At 65.3% G+C, this 20,080-nt stretch carries 21 protein-coding genes; 20 read left to right on the top strand and 1 reads right to left on the bottom strand.

Features of this window, described 5'->3' with window-relative positions; genetic code table 11:
• Position 1 precedes the first annotated feature (1 nt).
• The 20 genes from KTJ87_RS02725 to KTJ87_RS02630 all read left to right on the top strand — a co-directional run bounded on the left by KTJ87_RS02725 (position 2) and on the right by KTJ87_RS02630 (position 18,879).
• Positions 2-1,480: a CpaF family protein gene (locus KTJ87_RS02725; RefSeq protein WP_267137525.1), complete on the top strand. Its 1,479-nt coding sequence runs from the start codon at positions 2-4 to the stop codon at positions 1,478-1,480.
• Between the two features lie 3 nt (positions 1,481-1,483).
• Complete coding sequence (locus KTJ87_RS02720) at positions 1,484-2,452, top strand: type II secretion system F family protein (RefSeq protein WP_267137524.1); 969 nt, start codon at positions 1,484-1,486, stop codon at positions 2,450-2,452.
• A 17-nt stretch (positions 2,453-2,469) separates the two neighbouring features.
• On the top strand, positions 2,470-3,447 hold the full coding sequence (locus tag KTJ87_RS02715) for a type II secretion system F family protein (RefSeq protein WP_267137523.1): 978 nt from the start codon (positions 2,470-2,472) through the stop codon (positions 3,445-3,447).
• Between the two features lie 29 nt (positions 3,448-3,476).
• Entirely contained in the window at positions 3,477-4,025 is a 549-nt protein-coding gene (locus tag KTJ87_RS02710; protein ID WP_407650454.1) for a tetratricopeptide repeat protein, read from the top strand.
• Positions 4,026-4,058: 33 nt separating this feature from the next.
• Positions 4,059-4,913, top strand: coding sequence for a tetratricopeptide repeat protein (locus KTJ87_RS02705; RefSeq protein ID WP_407650453.1), 855 nt, complete (start codon positions 4,059-4,061; stop codon positions 4,911-4,913).
• A gap of 6 nt (positions 4,914-4,919) precedes the next feature.
• Positions 4,920-5,417 (top strand): A24 family peptidase, encoded by a 498-nt coding sequence (locus tag KTJ87_RS02700; protein ID WP_267137520.1) that lies wholly within the window; start codon positions 4,920-4,922, stop codon positions 5,415-5,417.
• A 93-nt stretch (positions 5,418-5,510) separates the two neighbouring features.
• The gene (locus KTJ87_RS02695) at positions 5,511-6,821 is read left to right on the top strand and encodes an ATPase (RefSeq protein ID WP_267137519.1); all 1,311 of its coding nucleotides are present in this window, start codon (positions 5,511-5,513) and stop codon (positions 6,819-6,821) included.
• A gap of 156 nt (positions 6,822-6,977) precedes the next feature.
• The gene (locus KTJ87_RS02690) at positions 6,978-7,781 is read left to right on the top strand and encodes a metallophosphoesterase (RefSeq protein WP_267137518.1); all 804 of its coding nucleotides are present in this window, start codon (positions 6,978-6,980) and stop codon (positions 7,779-7,781) included.
• Positions 7,782-7,823: 42 nt separating this feature from the next.
• A complete protein-coding gene (locus KTJ87_RS02685; protein WP_267137517.1) occupies positions 7,824-8,450 on the top strand; it encodes a DUF2927 domain-containing protein in 627 nt (208 codons plus the stop codon).
• Positions 8,447-8,836, top strand: a complete 390-nt coding sequence (gene ybgC / locus KTJ87_RS02680; RefSeq protein WP_267137516.1) for a tol-pal system-associated acyl-CoA thioesterase — start codon at positions 8,447-8,449, stop codon at positions 8,834-8,836. The genes KTJ87_RS02685 and ybgC overlap by 4 nt, the downstream gene beginning before the upstream one ends.
• A gap of 117 nt (positions 8,837-8,953) precedes the next feature.
• Positions 8,954-9,649, top strand: coding sequence for a protein TolQ (gene tolQ, locus KTJ87_RS02675; protein ID WP_267137515.1), 696 nt, complete (start codon positions 8,954-8,956; stop codon positions 9,647-9,649).
• Positions 9,650-9,652: 3 nt separating this feature from the next.
• On the top strand, positions 9,653-10,120 hold the full coding sequence (tolR, locus tag KTJ87_RS02670) for a protein TolR (RefSeq protein ID WP_267137514.1): 468 nt from the start codon (positions 9,653-9,655) through the stop codon (positions 10,118-10,120).
• Complete coding sequence (locus tag KTJ87_RS02665; RefSeq protein WP_267137513.1) at positions 10,104-11,285, top strand: cell envelope integrity protein TolA; 1,182 nt, start codon at positions 10,104-10,106, stop codon at positions 11,283-11,285. The genes tolR and KTJ87_RS02665 overlap by 17 nt, the downstream gene beginning before the upstream one ends.
• Before the next feature lie 50 nt (positions 11,286-11,335).
• A complete protein-coding gene (gene tolB / locus KTJ87_RS02660) occupies positions 11,336-12,682 on the top strand; it encodes a Tol-Pal system beta propeller repeat protein TolB (RefSeq protein WP_267137512.1) in 1,347 nt (448 codons plus the stop codon).
• Between the two features lie 78 nt (positions 12,683-12,760).
• On the top strand, positions 12,761-13,273 hold the full coding sequence (locus KTJ87_RS02655; RefSeq protein ID WP_267137511.1) for an OmpA family protein: 513 nt from the start codon (positions 12,761-12,763) through the stop codon (positions 13,271-13,273).
• Between the two features lie 20 nt (positions 13,274-13,293).
• Positions 13,294-14,148, top strand: a complete 855-nt coding sequence (ybgF, locus tag KTJ87_RS02650; RefSeq protein WP_267137510.1) for a tol-pal system protein YbgF — start codon at positions 13,294-13,296, stop codon at positions 14,146-14,148.
• Positions 14,133-15,365, top strand: a complete 1,233-nt coding sequence (tilS, locus tag KTJ87_RS02645) for a tRNA lysidine(34) synthetase TilS (protein ID WP_267137509.1) — start codon at positions 14,133-14,135, stop codon at positions 15,363-15,365. Before ybgF ends, tilS begins: the two co-directional genes overlap by 16 nt.
• Before the next feature lie 78 nt (positions 15,366-15,443).
• The gene (gene ftsH, locus KTJ87_RS02640) at positions 15,444-17,363 is read left to right on the top strand and encodes an ATP-dependent zinc metalloprotease FtsH (RefSeq protein ID WP_267137508.1); all 1,920 of its coding nucleotides are present in this window, start codon (positions 15,444-15,446) and stop codon (positions 17,361-17,363) included.
• 101 nt (positions 17,364-17,464) lie between these two features.
• The gene (locus KTJ87_RS02635) at positions 17,465-18,238 is read left to right on the top strand and encodes a methyltransferase domain-containing protein (protein ID WP_267137507.1); all 774 of its coding nucleotides are present in this window, start codon (positions 17,465-17,467) and stop codon (positions 18,236-18,238) included.
• Positions 18,239-18,288: 50 nt separating this feature from the next.
• Positions 18,289-18,879, top strand: a complete 591-nt coding sequence (locus KTJ87_RS02630; RefSeq protein ID WP_267137506.1) for an MOSC domain-containing protein — start codon at positions 18,289-18,291, stop codon at positions 18,877-18,879.
• A gap of 39 nt (positions 18,880-18,918) precedes the next feature.
• On the opposite strand, the gene KTJ87_RS02625 is transcribed toward KTJ87_RS02630, so the two are convergent.
• Positions 18,919-19,821, bottom strand: coding sequence for an EF-hand domain-containing protein (locus KTJ87_RS02625; protein ID WP_267137505.1), 903 nt, complete (start codon positions 19,819-19,821; stop codon positions 18,919-18,921).
• Positions 19,822-20,080: the final 259 nt, after the last annotated feature.

Genomic DNA, 20,080 nt, shown 5'->3' with positions numbered 1-20,080 from the left:
CATGTTTTCGCGCTACAAGAAGCCGACCGGCGAACCCGTTGCCCCGGTGCAGCGTCCCGCGCCCGCGCAGGGCGCGGCCAAGCCCGCCGCACAGCCCGCGCCGTCAGCGTCCGCCCCGCCGCCAGCCGCAAAGCTTGCGACGCAGCCCGCAAGCCGCCCGCCGCAGCAGCCCGCGCAGGCGGCTCCTGCAGACCGCGACAAGAAGCGCAAGGAGCGGCTTTCGGACATCAAGGTCGAGCTGCACAAGCGTCTTCTGGACACGCTGAACCTGGCTGCGCTGGAACATGCCGCGGAAAGCGAGTTGCGCGCCGAAATCGCCGCCATCGCATCCGAGGCTCTCGAGGAAATGTCGGTCGTCCTCAACCGCGAGGAACGCGCCACGCTGATCCAGGATCTGTATCACGAGGTTACGGGTCTTGGCCCGCTCGAGACGCTGCTCAAGGATGACGAGATCAGCGATATCCTGATAAACGGCCCGCACAACATCTTCGTCGAGAAGAAGGGCAAGCTTACCCAGTCCGACGTGACCTTCAAGGACGAGAAGCACCTGCTGCGGATCATCGACAAGATCGTGTCGGCCGTGGGCCGCCGCGTCGATGAATCCAACCCTTATGTCGACGCCCGCCTTGCCGATGGCTCTCGCTTCAACGCGATGGTGCCGCCGGTCGCGGTCGACGGCTCGCTGGTGTCGATCCGGAAATTCAAGAAGGACAAGCTGGGCATCCGTGACCTGATGTCATTCGGCGCGTTTTCGGAAGACATGGCGGAATACCTTGAGGCCGCGGTGGCCTGCCGCCTGAACGTCATCGTATCGGGCGGCACCGGTTCGGGCAAGACGACCACGCTCAACGCGCTGTCGTCGTTCATCGACAACTCGGAACGCATCCTGACGATCGAGGATACTGCGGAACTTCAGCTTCAACAGGTCCATGTCGGGCGGATGGAGTCCAAGCCGCCGAACGTCGAGGGCAAGGGCGCCGTCACCCAGCGCGACTGTTTGCGCAACGCGCTGCGGATGCGCCCGGACCGGATCATCGTCGGCGAGACGCGCGGCGAGGAAGTCATCGACATGCTTCAGGCGATGAACACCGGCCACGACGGGTCGATGACCACGATCCACGCCAACAGCGCGCGCGACGGTATTTCGCGTCTGGAGAACATGGTCGCGATGGCCGGGATCGAAATGCCGCTGAAGGCGGTGCGCTCGCAGATCGCTTCGGCCGTGAACCTGATCGTGCAGGCCAGCCGCCTGCAGGACGGCTCGCGCCGGATGGTGTCGATCACCGAGATCACCGGCATGGAAGGCGACGTCATCTCGATGCAGGAGCTGTTCCGCTTCCAGCGCCTCGGGCTTGAACCCGACGGCAAGATCATCGGCAAGTTCACCGCAACCGGCGTGCGCTCGCATTACTCGACGCGCTTCAAGCAGTGGGGCTACGACCTGCCCGCCAGTATCTTTGAACCAAGTGTGAGTTTGTAATCCATGGAAATCAGTTCCGAACCGCTCATCTACGGCCTGATTTTCGTCGGTGTCCTCGTTCTGGTCGAGGGCATCTATCTTGCCGCCTTCGGCAAGTCGATCAGCCTGAACAGCCGGGTCAACCGCCGCCTGCAGATGCTTGAATCCGGCAAGGGCCGCGAGCAGGTGCTGGAACAGCTTCGCAAGGAGATGAGCCAGCACATCAAGTCGCAGTCGATCCCGTTCTATGCGCTGCTGGCCGAGAAGGCGCAGAAGGCGAACCTGGCCTTCACGCCGCCGCAGTTGGTGATGATGATGGGCGTTCTGACGCTTGTCGCCTTTGTCGGCCTGACCGTCGGCACCGAAACGGCCATCGGCGTGCGCGCGCTGGTATCGGTCGGCATGGGCATCGGCGGCATCTATTTCTGGGTCGCGGGCAAGGCCAAGAAGCGCATGCGCCTGATCGAGGAACAGCTTCCCGATGCGGTCGAGCTGATGGTGCGATCCTTGCGCGTCGGCCACCCGTTCATCGCGTCGCTGAACATCGTGGCCAAGGAAGTAGCCGATCCCTTGGGCACCGAAATGGGGATCATCGCCGACGAGGCCGCCTATGGTCGCGACGTCGGTGAAGCCCTGAAAGCCATGGCCGAGCGGCTTCAGATGCAGGATTTGCGCTTTCTGGCGGTTGCGGTGAACATCCAGCAGACATCGGGCGGCAACCTGGCCGAAGTGCTGGACGGTCTGGCCGTCGTGATCCGCTCGCGCTTCAAGCTGTTCCGCAAGGTCGCGGCGATCACCGCCGAGGCGAATTGGTCGGGCAAATTCCTGTCCGCCTTCCCGATCGTCGCGCTGATCGGCATCAACATGGTCCAGCCCAATTATTACGACAAGGTCATCGAGACGCCGGTGTTCATCCCCGCCTGTTTCGTGGTGGGGGGCTTCCTGCTCGCCAACCTGGTGATCATGAAGAAGCTCACGAATATTCAGGTTTGATTTAAGGGGTCGTCGCAATGGATCTTGTTCAGAACATTCTCGGCCCCTACGGCCCGCTGATGATTGTTGGCGGGCTTGGCGTCGTCCTGATCGGCATTGCGATGTCCTTGCTGCTGGGTGGCAAGGAAGACCCTCTCGACAAGCTGAAGAGGGCCAGGGCCGAGGAAGAGAAGGCCAAGACCACCGGCGGCGCACGGCTGCGCACGGCCAGCAAGCAGGACAAGCTGGAGAAATACGCCGGATTTCTGGAACCGCAGAACGAAGAAGCCTATTCCAGCGCCCGGATGAAGCTGATCCGCGCCGGGTTCCGGTCCAAGGCGTCGGTCCGCATTTACTTTTTCCTGACCCTGACCATGGGCATCGGCGGCCTGATCCTGGGCCTGATCTATACCCTCGTCTCCGGCGGCATGGCGGCGGGCATCACGCCGCTTGCGATGGCCACGATCCTGGTGCCCGGCCTGATCGGCTACATGGGCCCGAAACGCTATGTCAGCAGCCGCGGCGAGAAGCGGAAGAAAGAGATCATCGACGGCTTTCCAGACGCTCTTGACCTGATGCTGGTGTGCGTCGAGGCGGGCCAGTCGCTGGACCAGGCGATCCTGCGCGTCGCGCGCGAGATCGCGTCGAGCTATCCGGCGCTGTCCGAAGAATTCCAGATGGTCAGCTACGAGATCAAGGCGGGCAAGGACCGCTCGAGCGTCCTCAAGGACATGGGCGAGCGGGTCGACGTTCCGGACGTCGCCAGCTTCGTGACGGTGCTTGTGCAGTCAGCATCGTTCGGCACGCCCATTTCCGAGGCGCTGCGGGTCTACGCCGCCGAGATGCGGGACAAGCGCCTGATGCGCGCGGAAGAGGCGGCGAACCAGTTGCCCACCAAGATGACGCTGATGACGATGGCCTTCACCGTGCCGCCGCTGATGATCATTCTCGTGGGTCCGTCCGTCTATGACGTGACACAAACCCTTGGCAGCGGCGGCGGAATCGTGAACTTCTAGACATGATGCGGGGGCATGGGAAAATACTGATGATCGTGCCGCTGGTGATGCTTGTCGCCTGCGGCACGCCCGATGGTCCGGCGCTCGATGCCGGTCAAGGCCCCTATGCGCCTGTCGGCATCGACCCCGACGGCGAGACGGTGGACGGGCTGATCGTGGGGCATCGCCTGATGGAGGCCCAGGAATACGAGCTGGCACTCGACGCTTATATCCGGGGCGCGGCGGAGCAAGGGCTAACGCCAGACACTCTGTCGGCGATGGGATCGGCGAACCTGAAACTCGGGCGGCTGGACCAGGCCGAAAACCTGCTGCGGCAGGCCGTCGAGAAGGACGAAACCTTCGTGCCCGCGTGGAACAACCTGGGCGTTGTTCTGATGGAGCAGGGCAAGACAGGCGAGGCGATGGCGACGTTCCGTCAGGCGTTCGCACTCGACAGTGGCGGAAATGCAGGGATTCGCGAAAACCTCTCCTTGGCGCTCGCAAAACTGGATAACCCTGAGTATAGTGAACAAAACAAATCCGACTTCGCGTTGGTTCGTCGCGGAAAGGGCGATTACAGGCTCTTGACGGGTCAATAGCGGGGCGGGACGAGCAGCAAGGGCAGACATCCAATGCGGCAACCCTGGGTAGGATTGCTTTGCGTCGGCGCAATGGCGTTTCTCGGAGCCTGCGACAGGTTTCGGGGGGATGACCGCGCGGACGTTGGGCGTGCAGTGAAGAGTGTCAACGTCGTCGACGAAAGCAACCTTGGCGACATCATGCTGACCGTGGCCGACCCCGAAGAGGCGGTCGCCTATTTCCAGCGCACGCTGCGCGAGAACCCCGAACGGATCGACGTTCAGCGCGGGCTGGCCAAATCGTTGATCCGTGCCCGCCGCACGGACGAAGCGGTGCGGGCCTGGAAAGCGGTGACGGCGCATCCCGACGCGACCAACGACGACAAGGTCGATTACGCCGACGCCCTGATCCGCACTGGGGATTGGGAAACCGCCGAGATCGAGCTCGACAAGATCGCCCCCACCTACGAGACCTACAACCGCTACCGGCTTGAAGCGATGGTCGCCGACAGCAACCGCGAATGGGACAAGGCCGACGCCTTCTACGAGACGGCGGCCGGCCTGACGACCAAGCCTGCAGGCGTTCTTAACAACTGGGGCTATTCCAAGCTGACACGCGGCGACTACCAAGAGGCCGAGGGCCTGTTCGGCGACGCGATCCGCTATGACGAGGACGTGTTCACCTCGAAGAACAACCTCGCGCTGGCCCGCGCGGCGCAGGGCAAATACGACCTTCCCGCCTTCCCGATGACCCAGACCGAGCGCGCACAGCTTTTGCACACGCTGGGCCTGTCGGCGGTCAAGCGCGGCGATGTCGAGATGGGCAAGTCGCTCTTGCGGGACGCGATCGAGACGCATCCGCAGCACTTCGAGTCCGCCGTGCGGTCGCTCCGCGCTCTCGAAGGCTGACGGCGCATGGGCCTCGACATCACGCCGTATCAGGCGCTCTGGTTCCTGCCGTTCGTTACTCCGATCTGCATCTGGGCGGCGTGGAGCGACCTGAAATACATGAAGATCCGCAACATGTCGGTTCTGGCGATGGTCGCGGTGTTTCTTGTGGTCGGGCTGATCGCCCTGCCGTTCGAGGACTACCTGTGGCGGCTGGTCCATATCGCCGTGGTGCTGGTGATCGGGTTCCTGATGAACATGGCCCGCGTCATGGGCGCAGGAGATGCCAAATTCGCCGCCGCGATGGCACCGTTCATCGCCCTGCCCGATGCAGGTGCATTCCTGCTGCTGTTGTCGGTGGTGATGATCGCTGCGCTGGCGACGCACCGGATGTTCCGCGCGATGCCGGGGTTCCGCGCCCGCACCGCTGATTGGGAAAGCTGGCGGGTATCCAAATTCCCGATGGGGTTCGCGCTTGGCTCGGCGCTGGTCTTCTATCTTCTGATGGGCACGATCCCCGGCTGATCGTCCCGCTTTTTGCCACAAATCCGTGGCATTGCCGGTCCGCAAGACCCGCAAGAGGCCCCGGACAGAGCAGATGACCAAGGACCCGCGCCGATGAACATCCAGACAGGCAACGTGATCGCCCCTCCTCCGCCGCGCACGCTGGAGGACACCGGACTGACGGTGGTGATGATGCGCAACATCCTTCTCAAGACGATGTTCCGGCGCAACCTCGACACGGCGACGGCGCTGTCGCGCGCGCTGTGCCTGTCTCCGATGCTGACGCAGGAACTGATCGACATCGCCCGTGGTCAGGGTCTGCTGGAAGCGATGGGAACGCTGCACGCCACATCGGGCAACGAGATGGGGTTCCAGTTGACGGACGCGGGGCGCGCCCGCGCGCTCGACGCGCTGTCGCAGTCGGAATATTTCGGCGCGCTGCCGGTGCCGATGGCCGCCTACGAGGCGCAGACCCGGCGGCAATCGGTGCGCAACATGCGCATCACCCGCGACCAGCTGACCCGCGCCATGGGACACCTGATCCTGCCGCCCACGCTTCTGGACCAGCTGGGCCCTGCGGTCGGCGCTGGCCGGTCGATCCTGATGTATGGCCCGCCCGGCAACGGCAAGTCGTCGATCTCGAACGGAATCCGCGACGCGATGGGCGACAACATCTATGTGCCGCGCGCCATCGAGTATTCCGGGCAGGTCATCACCGTCTACGACCCCATCGTGCACACGCCCGTCCCCGAGGCCGAAGCCAACCCCAATTCGCTGCGATCCGCGGATTCGATGCGCGACCGGCGCTATGTTCTGTGCGCGCGGCCAACGGTCATCACCGGGGGCGAGTTGTCGCTGGACATGCTGAACCTCGTCTACAACCCGACGAGCCGGACCTATCAGGCGCCCTTGCAGATGAAATCCACCGGCGGCGTGTTCATCGTCGACGACCTTGGACGGCAGGCCGATCCGCCACAGGCGCTCATCAACCGCTGGATCGTGCCGCTGGAGGAAAGCAAGGACATCCTCGCCCTGCAATCGGGCGAGAAGTTCGAAGTGCCCTTCGACACGATGGTGATCTTCTCGACCAACTTTCACCCGAACGAGATCTTCGACCAGGCGGCGCTGCGCCGGATCTTCTTCAAGATCAAGATCGACGGGCCGAACAAGCAGGATTTCCTGAAGATCTTTGCGCTGATCGCCAAGAAGAAGGGGATGCCGCTGGACGAGGCATCGCTTATCCATCTGATCAAGAACAAGTATCCGACGATCAACAACGTCTATGCGAACTATCAGCCGGTGTTCCTGATCGACCAGATGATCGCGATCTGCGATTTTGAGGGGATGTCCTTGCGGATGACGCCCGACCTGATCGACCGCGCGTGGTCGAACCTCTTTGTGCGTGACGAGCACATCGTGAAATAGGCCCCTGCGCCTATCTGACGTGCAGTGCCGACGTTATCCCCGCCAAATTTTGTGCCCGGCACAAAATAAAGGGGCAATGACTATGCGGACCACAACAAACGGTGCTAGTCTTCAGGCGGGGTGAATCGACACGGTGTTCTTGGGGGACGGCTTGCGATGATGCATTCGATGCGGCGATTCCTGCGCGAGGGGACATTGGCCAACGCGCTCGACGCAAATCCGGTGTTCGACGCGCCGGTGCAATGCAATGAGCCGATCTATGCCATCGGCGATCTGCATGGCCGGTCGGACATGATCGCCCCGATGGTCAACATGATCGACGCCGACCGGTCCAAGCGCGGCTATCCCGATGCAAGGATCGTGTTTCTGGGCGACTACATTGATCGCGGCGACAAGATCGCCGTGACGCTTGGCGTGCTGCGCGCCCTGTCGGATCGCAGCGATGGCGAAATCGTCTGCCTTCTGGGCAACCACGAAAAGATGCTTCTCGACTTCCTCGACAGACCGGAAGAGGCCGGTCCGCGCTGGCTGCGCCACGGCGGATTGCAGACGCTGGCGAGTTTCCGCGTCGGCGAGGTCTGCACCCTGTCCACCGGCAAGGATCTGGTCAGGGCTGCGGACAAGCTGCGCGGCGCGATGCCCGTCGGATTGGAGGGCTGGCTGCGCGATCTGCCGCTGACCTGGCAAAGCGGAAACGTGCTGTGTGTCCACGCCGCTGCCGATCCGTCGCTACCGGTGCACATCCAGTCCGAGAGGACGCTTCTGTGGGGGCATAAGGAATTCTATTCCGCCGACCGGCGCGACGGCATCTGGATCGTGCACGGGCACAACGTCGTCTCGGCCCCCATCGCCCGGCGCGGCCGCGTGTCCGTCGACACCGGCGCTTATTTCAGCGGGCGTCTGTCGGCTGCGGCGCTTTATCCCGATGAACCTGTGGAATTTATCCGCCTCGCGGTCTGAGACGGTTTGCCTTGGACCGCGGTTTTGGATAGCCCCCGCCGCATGACGCCCGAAGACACCGCCGCCCTGTTCACCCGGTCAGACGGGTCCTACCTGTTCGCCCGCTGGGGTCGCCCGCTGGCGACCGTGGTGTTCGGCGTCGAGGATCAGACCCTCGCTGTCGTCAAGGGGGCCGTCGAGGCGGTCGCGCAGCTGGCCGGGCACTCCATCGCCGAAACCGACCCCGAGCTTGGCGCCAACCTGATGGTGTTCTTCCTGCGCGACTGGGACGAGTTGACCGAGACGCCAAATCTCGACCGCCTGATCGACGGGCTTGGCCCGCTGGTGGACAGGCTGAAGAAGGCGGACGCGAACCAGTACCGGGTGTTCCGTTTCGACGCCAAGGGCGCGATCATGGCGGCCTTCGTGTTCGTGCGGATGGACGACCAGATGGCGCAGGTTCCGGCGGACACGATCGCCCTGAACCAGATCGTGCAAACCATCCTGCTGTGGTCCGACACCGCGTTCACCGAACGCTCGCCGCTTGCGCAGACAGACGCCGGGCACACCGTCCTGCGGCCGGACATCGCGGCGCTGATCCGGGCCGCCTATGACCCGGTGATGCCCGCCGCCGCCCAAGACGCCAGCCATGCCCTGCGCCTACACGCCCGGATCGGAGCCTTGCAATGACCCATGAATTCAGCTGCCACGTCTACTACGAGGACACCGATCTTGCGGGCATTGTGTATTACGCCAACTACCTGAAGTTCATCGAACGGGCGCGCACGGAATGGGTGCGCAGCATCGGGATCGACCAGAAGGCGCTCAAGCGCGATCAGGGCATCGTCTTTGCGGTGCGCCGGATCGAAGCGGATTACCTGAGCCCCGCCCTTTTCGACGAGGACCTGACGGTGCGCACGCGCGTGACCTCGACCACCGGCGTGCGGATCGTGCTGGCGCAGGACGTGCTGCGCGGCGAGACCCTGCTTTTCCAGGCGCAGGTAACGCTTGTGGCGCTGACCGACACCGGGCATCCGACGCGGCTGCCAGCGAATATCCGCCGAACTGTCCACTAGGCGCGGGTTGTCTCCGCCGATCACGCGCTAGTGTTGGATTTCTGCCTTCCGCTCCTGTAGGTTCCCTGTCACAGGGCCGCGTCAAGACGGCCCCGGGGCACTTGACGAGCAGGAAATATGGAAACTGAAACCCTTGCGATGGCGCAGGAGATGGATTTCTCCTTCCTCGCGCTGTTCTGGCGCGCGACCTTCACGGTCAAACTGGTGATGCTGTCGCTTCTGATCGCATCCTTCTGGTCATGGTCGATCATCGTCCAGAAGCTGTTGGCGTTCCGAAAGGCGCGCCGCGAGGCAGCCGAGTTCGACACCGCATTCTGGTCGGGCGAGCCGCTGGACGAGTTGTATGACAAGATCGGCCCCACGCCCGAAGGCCGCGCCGAGCGGGTGTTCGCCGCCGGGATGCTGGAATGGCGCCGCAGCCACCGACAGGACGGCGACCTGATCCCGGGCGCCGCACCCCGCATCGACCGGTCCATGGACGTGGCCATCGCCAAGGAAAGCGAGGGGCTGACCTCTGGCCTGTCCTTCCTTGCCACCGTCGGATCGACTGCGCCCTTCGTCGGGCTGTTCGGCACCGTCTGGGGCATCATGCACGCGTTTACCGAGATCGCCGTGCAACAGAACACGTCGCTTGTCGTGGTCGCCCCCGGCATCGCCGAGGCGTTGCTGGCGACCGCCATCGGCCTTCTGGCAGCGATCCCCGCCGTCGTGTTCTACAACAAGCTGACCGCCGACGCCGAACGCATCACCGGCGGCTATGAAGCATTCGCCGACGAGTTCTCGACCATCCTGTCGCGCCAGCTGGACGCCTGAGCCATGGGCGCAGGTGTCATCAAGTCGGGGGCCAAGGGCGGGCGCGGACGCAGGCGTCGCCGCGCGCAGCCGATGTCCGAGATCAACGTGACGCCCTTCGTCGACGTGATGCTGGTACTCCTCATCATCTTCATGGTCGCCGCGCCGCTGCTGACTGTCGGCGTGCCGGTGCAACTGCCTGAAACGGCGGCCGAGGCGCTGCCGGTCGAGACCGAGGAACCCCTGTCGGTGACGCTGACCGCAGAAGGCACGGTGATGATCCAGACGACCGAGGTGCCGCGCGGCGAGCTGGTGGCGCGGCTGCAGGCCATCGCGGGCGAGCGTTCGACTGACAAGATCTTTCTGCGCGCCGACGGCCAGGTGCCTTACGAGCAGGTGGCGCAGGTCATGGGCGCGCTGAACGCGGGCGGCTTTCGCAACATCGGCCTTGTGACGGACACGGGCGGGCCGCGCCTTGACACGGGCAACTGACGGCGGATTTGACGTGACGACCGGCCAGAAGATTTCAGGGATCGGCCATCTGGCCCTGATCCTGATCCTCCTCTTCGGGGAGTGGTTCGCGCCGGGCGACCCGCCCGAGCCGCCGGAATCCGTCGATGTGTCGATGATCACCGAAGCCGAGTTCGCGGCCCTTACGCAGCCAAGCGCCCCCGAGGCCGCGACCGAGACCGACGCGCCCGCGCCGCCTGAACCCGAACCTGCGCCAGAGGTGTCGCCGCCCCCCACGCCCGCACCGACACCCGATCCGCCCGAGACGACAACGCCCGCCGAGCCTGACCCCGCCCCGGCCGAGCCGGAGCCTGTGGCGCCCCCTGCCGAAGTGGTGCCGGACGAGCCGGAACGCCCCGAGCCGCCCGTGCCCGATCCGGGCGCCGATGTGCCCGACACGACAAGCGCCGATCCGACCCCGCGCGAGGCGCCGCGCGTCGCGCCCACGCCCTCGCCCGAGACGCCCCCGGTGCCGGAAATCGCCGAGGCGCCGCAGCCGACCGTCTCCGAGGATGCCGTGACCGACGAGCGGGCCGAGGACGAACCCGCTGCAAGCCCGGAAGAGGCGACGACCGAGATCGTGACCGAGGCAGACCGCCCCGCCGCCGGTGCGCCCGGATCGTCTCCGCGTCCCCGTCCCCGCCCGCCGCAGCGCGTGGCCGAAGCGCTGCCCGAGACGCCTGACGACCCGGCGCCCGAATCCGTGCCCGAACCGGCCGACGAACCCGAGGAAGACCCGCAAGAGGATGTCGGCTCCGCCATCGCCGACGCACTGGCCGCCGCGAACCCCGACCCGGCACCGCAGCCCGCGCCAGCGCCCTCCGGCCCGCCGCTTACGCGCGGCGAGCGGGAAGGCTTGCGCCTCGCAGTGCAGACCTGCTGGGTGATCGACCCCGGCTCTCCCGCCGCGCAGGTCGTGGTGACGGTCGGTTTCAGGATGAACCCCGACGGCACCGTGGCAAGCGATTCCCTGCGCCAGTTGTCCGCGACGGGCGGAGACGAGCAGGCCGCGCGCGTGGCCTTCGAATCCGCACGCCGCGCGGTCCTGCGCTGCCAGGGGGCCGGCTATGACCTGCCACAGGACAAGTACGAGCAGTGGAAAGACATCGAAATCACATTCAATCCGTCCGACATGCGGACGAGATGAGCTAGTGTTATGTCGGGCATGCCCGACGCTGAATGAACAAGGACTTCGCCATGACACGACTGATCGCGCGCTTTCTGGTCGCCCTTGGCCTTCTGGCCGCCGCCCTGCCCGCTTTGCCAGCCCTGGCCCAGGACAACGGCCCTGGCCCGCTGCGCATCGAGATCACCGAGGGCGTGATCGAGCCGCTGCCGATCGCGGTTCCCGACTTCATCGCCGAAGACGGCGGCGCGGCGGCCTATGCCAGCCAGATCGCCCGTCTGGTCGCAGAGGACCTTACCGGAACGGGCCTGTTCCGCGAAATCCCCGCCTCGGCGTTCATCTCGCCCGTGACCAGCTTCGCCTCGCCGGTGCAGTATTCAGACTGGAAGGCGATCAACGCGCAGGGGCTTGTGACCGGGTCGGTGTCGACGGCATCCGATGGGCGGCTCGTGGTCAAGTTCCGCCTGTTCGACGTGTTCTCCGAGGCGCCGCTGGGCGAGGGCCTGCAATTCGTCGGCACACAGGAAAGCTGGCGGCGGATGGGCCACAAGGTGGCCGACGTGGTCTATTCCCGCATCACCGGCGAAGGCGCGTATTTCGACACCCGCGTGGTGTTCGTGTCCGAGACAGGGCCGAAAAACGCGCGGTCCAAGCGGCTGGCGATCATGGATTATGACGGCGCGAACGTCGAATACCTGACCGACGCCGCGTCCATCGTGCTGGCGCCCCGGTTCTCGCCCTCTGGCGACCGCGTACTCTACACCAGCTACGAGACCGGCACGCCGCAGGTCTATGTCATCGACGTGAACAGCGTCACGCGGCAGACCATCGCGACCGGCGGCACGGGAATGAGCTTCAGCCCCCGCTTCTCGCCCAATGGGCAGACGGTGGTGTTCTCGCAATCCTCGAACGGCAACACGGACATCTACGCGCTGGACCTCGCATCGGGATCGACACGGCGGCTGACAGAAACGCCCTCGATCGAGACCGCGCCCAGCTTCTCGCCCGATGGCAACCAGATCGTGTTTGAAAGCGACCGCTCGGGCACCCAGCAGCTTTACATCATGCCCGCCAGCGGCGGTGAGGCACGGCGCATCAGCTTTGGCGCGGGGCGCTATGGCACCCCCGTCTGGTCGCCGCGCGGCGATCTGATCGCCTTCACCAAGCAGAACGAAGGCCGCTTCCACATCGGCGTGATGCGGCTGGACGGCTCGCAGGAGCGGCTTCTGACCGCCTCGTTCCTCGATGAAAGCCCGACCTGGTCGCCGAACGGCAGGGTCATCATGTTCACCCGTGAGACCCAGGGCGCGGACGGTGCGCCGTCGCTCTATTCGGTGGACATCTCGGGCCGGAACCTGCGGCGCGTGCCCACCGAAACCGGCGCGTCCGATCCGTCGTGGTCGCCGCTTCTTGATTGAGGCAATCGTTTCCAAACGGGCGACGATTTGGTATCGTCGCCCTCAATCAAACCAATAATCGAGCGCAGGATCCCTCTCATGCCCCATATTCTGAAATCCTTGGCGCTTGTCGCCATCCTGGGCCTAGCGGCCTGTTCCAACGCCGACCGCTTCGGCGATGCCGGTGCCGGTGGCAACACGCCGCTTGGTCCGGGCGCGGGCCTCGGCGGCGCCGGTGATCCGGCCAGCCCGGCCTATTTCAGCCAAACCGTCGGCGACCGCGTCCTGTTCCTTGTCGACCAGTCGACTCTGACCAACGAGGCGCAATCCATCCTGACGCAGCAGGCGGCATGGCTGAACAACAACCCGGCCTATACGATCGCCATCGAAGGCCACGCGGACGAGCGCGGCACGCGCGAATACAACGTCGCCCTGTCCGAACAGCGGGCGAATGCGGTCAGCACCTACCTTGTCTCGCAGGGTTTGCTGCCCTCGCGGATCACCCGCGTCGTCGGGTTCGGCAAGGAACGCCCGCTTGAAATCTGCTCTGAAGAGGCGTGCTATGCGCAGAACCGCCGGTCCGTCACTGTGCTGAACGCTGGCGGCGTCTGATCGTGCCGAAGGGGACCGTCATGCACCGAACCTTGCGCCTTGTGCTGGCCGCTGCCCTTGCGGTCCCTTTCCTTGCCAGCGCCGCGCTTGCCCAGCAAGACCGGGCTCAGACGCTGGCCGATATCCGGCAGGAAATGTCGGTTCTCTATGTCGAGATCCAGAAGCTGAAGCAGGAGCTGAACACCACCGGCGCGCCCAGCGGCGGCGTGGCGGGGGGCAGCGTGCTGGACCGTGTGAACCTGATCGAACAGGCGCTGCGGGATCTGACATCCAAGACCGAACAGCTTCAGTTCCGGGTCGACCAGGTGGTCACCGACGGCACCAACCGGATCGGCGATCTTGAATTCCGCCTGTGCGAGCTGGAGACGGACTGCGACATCGGCTCGCTGGGGGACACGCCGTCGCTCGGCGGAGAGACGTCGCCGGTCATCGCCTCGCCCATCGCGCCGCTTCAGCAGGGACAGATCGACGGCGGAGCGCAGCTTGCCGTGGGCGAGCGGGCGGATTTCGACGCCGCAAAGGCCGCCTATGACGCAGGCGACTTTGACGCGGCGGCCCAGCAGTTCGGCGCGTTCACCGACACTTACACGGGCGGCCCGCTGACCGGCGAGGCGTATTTCTTCCGCGGCTCGGCGCTGGCACAGTCGGGCCAGACCTCTGCCGCCGCCCGCGCCTATCTCGAAAGCTTTTCGGGCTATCCGAACGGCCCGCGCGCCGCCGATGCCTTGCTTGGCCTTGGCCGCTCGCTGGGCGCGCTTGGCCAGACGAACGAGGCTTGCGTGACGCTGGGCGAGGTGTCGCTGCGCTATCCCAACAGCGCCGCCGTGACCGAGGCGTCAGCGGCGCTTCAGGCGCTGGGGTGCCAAAGCCAGTGATCGAGGCCCGGGTTCACGCCCGCCTTGCCACGCTTCTTCCCGCCCGCCCGCCGGTGTGTGTCGCCGTGTCAGGCGGCGGCGACAGCATGGCGCTTCTGCACATCGTCGCTGCCTGGACGAACAACCTGCGCGCCGTGACCGTGGATCATGGCCTGCGCGAGGCGTCCGCCGCCGAAGCGCGGCAGGTGGCAGAGACCTGCGCGGCGCTTGGCGTGCCGCACGAGACCCTGCGCTGGACCGGCTGGACCGGCAGCGGCAACCTGCAGGACGCAGCACGGCGTGCACGGATCGCCCTGATCGACCGCCTCGCCGCAGAGCGGGGAACGTGGCATGTGCTGACCGGCCACACCGCTGACGATCACGCCGAGACGGTGATGTTGCGGCTTGCCCGCGGGTCGGGTGTGGACGGGCTTTCGGGTATCTCGGCATCCACGCGCCACGGACCGCAAGGTGCGCTTTGGTTGCGCCCGCTGCTGGCGGAACGGCGCGAGGATCTGCGGGACTACCTGCGCGGCAAGGGCGCAGCGTGGTCAGAGGACCCGTCGAACGACGATCCCCGCTTTGACCGGGTGCGTGCCCGTCGCCTGCTGGCGGGGCTGGGCGTCCTTGGCCTTACCCATGATCGGCTGATCGAGACCGCACGCCACATGAGCGCGGCGCGCGAGGTGCTGGAGGGCGCGATGCACAGCCTTGCCGCGCAGGCGGTGCAGGTGGACAGGGGCGATCTTGTGCTCGACCCCGAGCTATTTGCGCAAGCGCCGGACGAAACCCGGCACCGCCTGCTGGCCGCGGCCCTGCAATGGGTATCGGGCGCCGTCTATCGCCCGCGCTTCGGCCCTTTGCGTGCGCTGGCGCAGTCGATGGACGGAACGCTGCACGGATGCAGGGTCTACCGCAACGGCGGCGCGGTGCGCATCACGCGCGAGTTGTCCGCCGTCGCCGAGTGCATCGTCGCCCCGCCCGGCCTATGGGACGGGCGCTGGCATCTGGCAGGGCCCGACAGCGACGTGCGGATCGCGCCCCTGGGTGAGGCGGGGCTTTCCCTGATGCCAAAGGACCAGCCCCGCACCTTGCCCGCGATCTCCGCCATCGCATCGCCCGCCGTGTGGCGCGGCGAGACGCTTGTCGCGGCGCCAGTGGCGGGATTTTCGGGCGATTGGCGCGCCAGCTTGGCGAAAGGCCGCGACATCTTTCCGGCGGTCGACGCTTCTCGTTGAACCCGGCCATCTTATCCTTATGTTAGGGTGGCATCCCGGCCATTCGCGCGGGATCGGCGAATTACGGGAGAATTTTCCTTGGGCAACGCGAGAAATATCGCCTTCTGGGTCGTGCTGTTTCTACTGATCCTGGCGCTTTTCAACCTGTTCTCGGGCGGACAGTCGACGATGTCGTCGCGGTCGGTCAGCTATTCCGACTTCATCCAGCGGGTTGAAAACGGAAACGTGTCATCGGCCACGATCGACGGCGAGCGGGTGATGTTCCGCGGCGCGGACGGTAACGACTACGTGACAGTCGTGCCCTCTGACACCGACGTCACGAGCGAGTTGATCAACAACGGCGTGTCCGTTCGGGCCGAGCCGCAGGAACAGTCGGGCTTCACCACGGTCCTGATGACCTTCCTGCCCTTCCTGCTGCTGATCGGCATCTGGATCTACTTCATGAACCGGATGCAGGGTGGCGGACGCGGCGGCGCGATGGGCTTTGGCAAGTCCAAGGCCAAGCTGCTCACCGAGAAACATGGCCGCGTGACCTTTGACGATGTCGCGGGCATCGACGAGGCCAAGGAAGAGCTTGAGGAAATCGTCGAATTCCTGCGCAATCCGCAGAAATTCTCGCGTCTCGGCGGCAAGATCCCGAAAGGCGCGCTGCTGGTCGGCCCGCCCGGCACCGGTAAGACCCTGCTGGCGCGCGCCATCGCGGGCGAGGCCGGTGTGCCGTTCTTCACCATCTCGGGTTCCGACTTTGTCGAGATGTTCGTCGGCGTGGGTGCATCCCGTGTGCGCGACATGTTCGAACAGGCGAAAAAGAACGCGCCCTGCATCGTGTTCATCGACGAGATCGACGCCGTGGGACGGTCGCGCGGTGTCGGCTATGGCGGCGGCAACGACGAGCGCGAGCAGACGCTGAACCAGCTTCTGGTCGAGATGGACGGCTTCGAGGCGAACGAGGGCATCATCATCGTCGCGGCCACCAACCGCCCCGACGTGCTTGACCCCGCGCTTCTGCGTCCCGGTCGTTTCGACCGCCAGGTGCAAGTGCCCAACCCCGACGTGAAGGGCCGCGAAAAGATCCTTGGCGTGCATGCCCGCAAGGTGCCGCTTGGCCCCGACGTGGACCTGCGCATCATCGCGCGCGGCTGCCCCGGGTTCTCGGGCGCTGATTTGGCGAACCTTGTGAACGAGGCGGCGTTGATGGCCGCCCGGATCGGCCGCCGGTTCGTCACGATGGACGACTTCGAGTCCGCAAAGGACAAGGTCATGATGGGCGCCGAGCGTCGGTCGATGGTGATGTCCGAGGACGAGAAGAAGCTGACCGCCTACCACGAGGCCGGTCACGCAGTTGTCGGCCTGAACGTCCCGCAGCATGATCCGATCCACAAGGCGACGATCATCCCGCGCGGCCGTGCGCTGGGTCTGGTGCTGTCCTTGCCAGAGCGCGACCAGCTGTCGGTGACGCTGACCAAATACAAGTCCAAGATCGCCATGGCGATGGGCGGGCGGGTTGCGGAAGAGCTGATCTTCGGCAAGGAAAACGTCACCTCGGGCGCGGCGTCGGACATCCAGCAGGTGTCAAAGATCGCCCGCGCCATGGTCACGCAGTTCGGCTTTGCCGAAGAGCTGGGCTATGTCGACTATGCCAACGAACAGCAAAGCTATCTTGGCGCCTACGGCGGCGGCACTGGCCACTCCGAAGAGATGCAGAAGCGGATCGACTCGAAGGTGAAAGAGATCATCGACGAGGGCTACGAGACCGCCAAGCGCATCCTGACCGAGAAGAACGACGACCTGCACCGTCTGGCGCAGGGCTTGCTGGAATACGAGACGCTCACCGGCAACGAGATCACGCGCGTGATCGCGGGCGAGCCGCTGAACCGGGGCGATGACGATGACAGCGGCTTGCCGAAACCGTCCGACAAGCCAAGCCTGACCGCGATCCCCAAGACGCGCCCGCGTCCCAAGGACGAAGGCGGGATGGAGCCGGATCCGGCGACCTGATCGCCCCGGTCTGACACGAAGAAGCGCCCCGGCCCCGCCGGGGCGTTTTCGTTTGGCACGGCGCGGCGTTGGCGCGAAACTGGCCCGCGCAGGAGACCGCCATGACCGACTGGAACCCCAGCCTTTATTCCCGCTTTGCCGGTTTGCGCCTGCGCCCCGCGCTTGACCTTCTGGCGCAGGTCGGCGCGCTGCCGGACGGTGACGCTGTCGATCTTGGCTGCGGGAACGGCGCCGCCGGACCTGCCCTGCGCGCCCGGCTGCCGGGGAGGCACCTGATCGGCCTCGATGCCTCGCCCGCGATGCTGGACGGCGCACAGCGCACCGGCGCCTACGATGCGCTGATCGAGGCGGATGCCGGGGGATGGCATCCCGTCAGAACGCCCGCGCTGATCTTCTCGAACGCGCTGCTGCACTGGCTGCCGGACCATGCGGCGCTGTTTCCCCGGCTTGCCGGATGTCTCGCCCCCGGCGGAGTGCTGGCGGTGCAGATGCCGCGCCAGTTCGATGCACCGTCACACCGGCTGATCCGAGAGGTGTCTGCCCGGCTGTTCCCGGACCGGTTCGACTGGTCCGGCTGGCAAGCGCCCGTGGCTGAACCGCAGGTCTATCACCGCCTGCTGGCGCCGCTGGGCGCCGTGTCGGTGTGGGAGACTGAATATCTGCAGACGCTCGCCCCGGTACCAACGGGACATCCCGTCCGGCAGTTCACCCAGTCGACGATCATGCGCCCGGTGCTGGAGCGTCTGAGCGACGCAGAGGCTGCTGACTTCATCGCGGCCTATGACGCGGCGCTGGCGCCACCTTATCCAGCACAGACGGACGGCACCGTGATCTTTCCGTTCCGGCGCCTGTTCATGGTGCTGCGGCGGCCTTGATCCCGCTGCAACGGCGGGGCCATATGCCGCCACGCGCCAAGGAGACAGTCATGCCCGCCCTTATCCCCACCGATCACGTCGGAAAGATCACCTATCTTGGCCGTGTCACCAATCGCGGCGCCAGCCTGCGATCGGACCCGGTCGAGGGGTTGATGGCGATGTTCGACGGGGTGCGCGGCGAGGAACATGCCGGGCTGACCCGGCCGTCCTGTTCAAGGGTGCTGTCGCAGTATCCGCGCAACACCGAGATCCGCAACGTGCGGCAATTCTCGATCCTGTCGGCGGAAGAACTGGATGAGGTCGCCGCCAAGATGGGACTGGAGGCGATCCGCCCCGAATGGGTCGGCGCGTCGATGGTGATCCGGGGGCTGCCCGACTTCACACATCTGCCGCCCTCCTCGCGGCTGCAATTCTCCAGCGGGGCGACGCTGACCGTCGACATGGAAAACCGCCCCTGCCATCTGCCCGCGAAAGAGATCGACAAGGACGCGGAAGGGTTCGGCGGCAAGTTCAAGGCTGCGGCAAAGGACAGGCGCGGTGTCACCGCCTGGGTCGAGCGTGAAGGATCGCTGACGGTGGGCGATGCGGTGAAGCTGCACATTCCCGACCAGCGGCCTTGGGCTCCGAGCCCAGGGCGCTGAGCGGACGGCCCGCCTGTCGCGGCGGGCCGAAGATCGTGATTACATCACGACATAGTAGCGGTAGAAGATCACCGGAACGCCGGGAAGCCCTTCGGCATCCGAAGTGTTCTCCTGTCCGGGAACATTCTGCATGGCGTCTTCATAGCTGGCCATTGCGTCGGAATTGAACTCTTCCCGGCTGACCGACCCGTCGCCGCTGCTGTCCATGTTCGAAAAGTCCTGCTCGAACGCGTCGGCCATGTTGCCCATCTCGATCTCGCGGGCGCTCCATTCCTCTTCCGAGATGCCGCCCGACTGATCGGCATCGGTCATTTCGAACATGTCCGCCACGCGCGACCAGTATTCCACCCCGGTCGGATCGCCGCTGCGCGGCGAGACTTCGCCGTCCTCGCGCGTGTAGGTCAGTTGCCGCGCGGTGTCTTCATCCTCGGACGTAGGGTTGTCGCCGGTGACGCTTTCATAGGCGCCCGACGCCGTATCGACCCACTCGTTGAAAGTCACTTCGCCGTCATCGTTCTCGTCCAGCGCGGCAAGATCGGCGGGCGAGCGTTCCATCGGCGTGCCCGTACGGCCCGCGCCGCGGTTCATGCAGGCGACGTATTCGTCGCGGGTCAGTGTGCCGTCAGCGTTTGCGTCGATCGAATCGAAACGGTCGCTGGCCATCTGTTCAGCCTCGTCACTGTCGATCTGGCCGTCCTCGTTGCCATCGACGACCGTAAAGGCGTTGGCACAAAGCGCGGTATCATCCTGCGCGGCACCGGCAGTCTGGTCGCCGGACTGGTCAGTGTTTGCCTCGTCTGTTCTCGCCTCGCCGGAACTCATCTGGCCAGAGCTTTCCTGACTCGATCCGGCCTGATCCGCGCTGGTGTGGCTTTCCGCGATCACCGCCGCCGGAGTCATGGCAAGGCTGAGGGCAATAATGGAAATCTGTGACAATCGCATGGGATCTTCCTGAGATGTGTGGCTGGGTCCCGCACCCAAGGAGGCAGGCGCCAGCTGCATGGCCTGCCCCTTCAGCCCTGCAAACAGGTCCTGCGCCGCGATGTTCCCGGAAAATCCGCGCCGGAAATGTTTCCGATCCGCAGCATGGCGGCCCCGATCTGCCGAATACGACTGCGGAAAGGTCGGTTTCCGCTCGAATGTCGGCTCCCCGGGTGCCTACACAACGGGTAAGACCGGGCACGCTGGCAGGGGAGAGACA

The organism is Anianabacter salinae, from assembly GCF_019061145.1.
GTDB lineage: Bacteria > Pseudomonadota > Alphaproteobacteria > Rhodobacterales > Rhodobacteraceae > Anianibacter > Anianibacter salinarum.
This window is presented reverse-complemented; position numbering and strand designations above follow the sequence as displayed.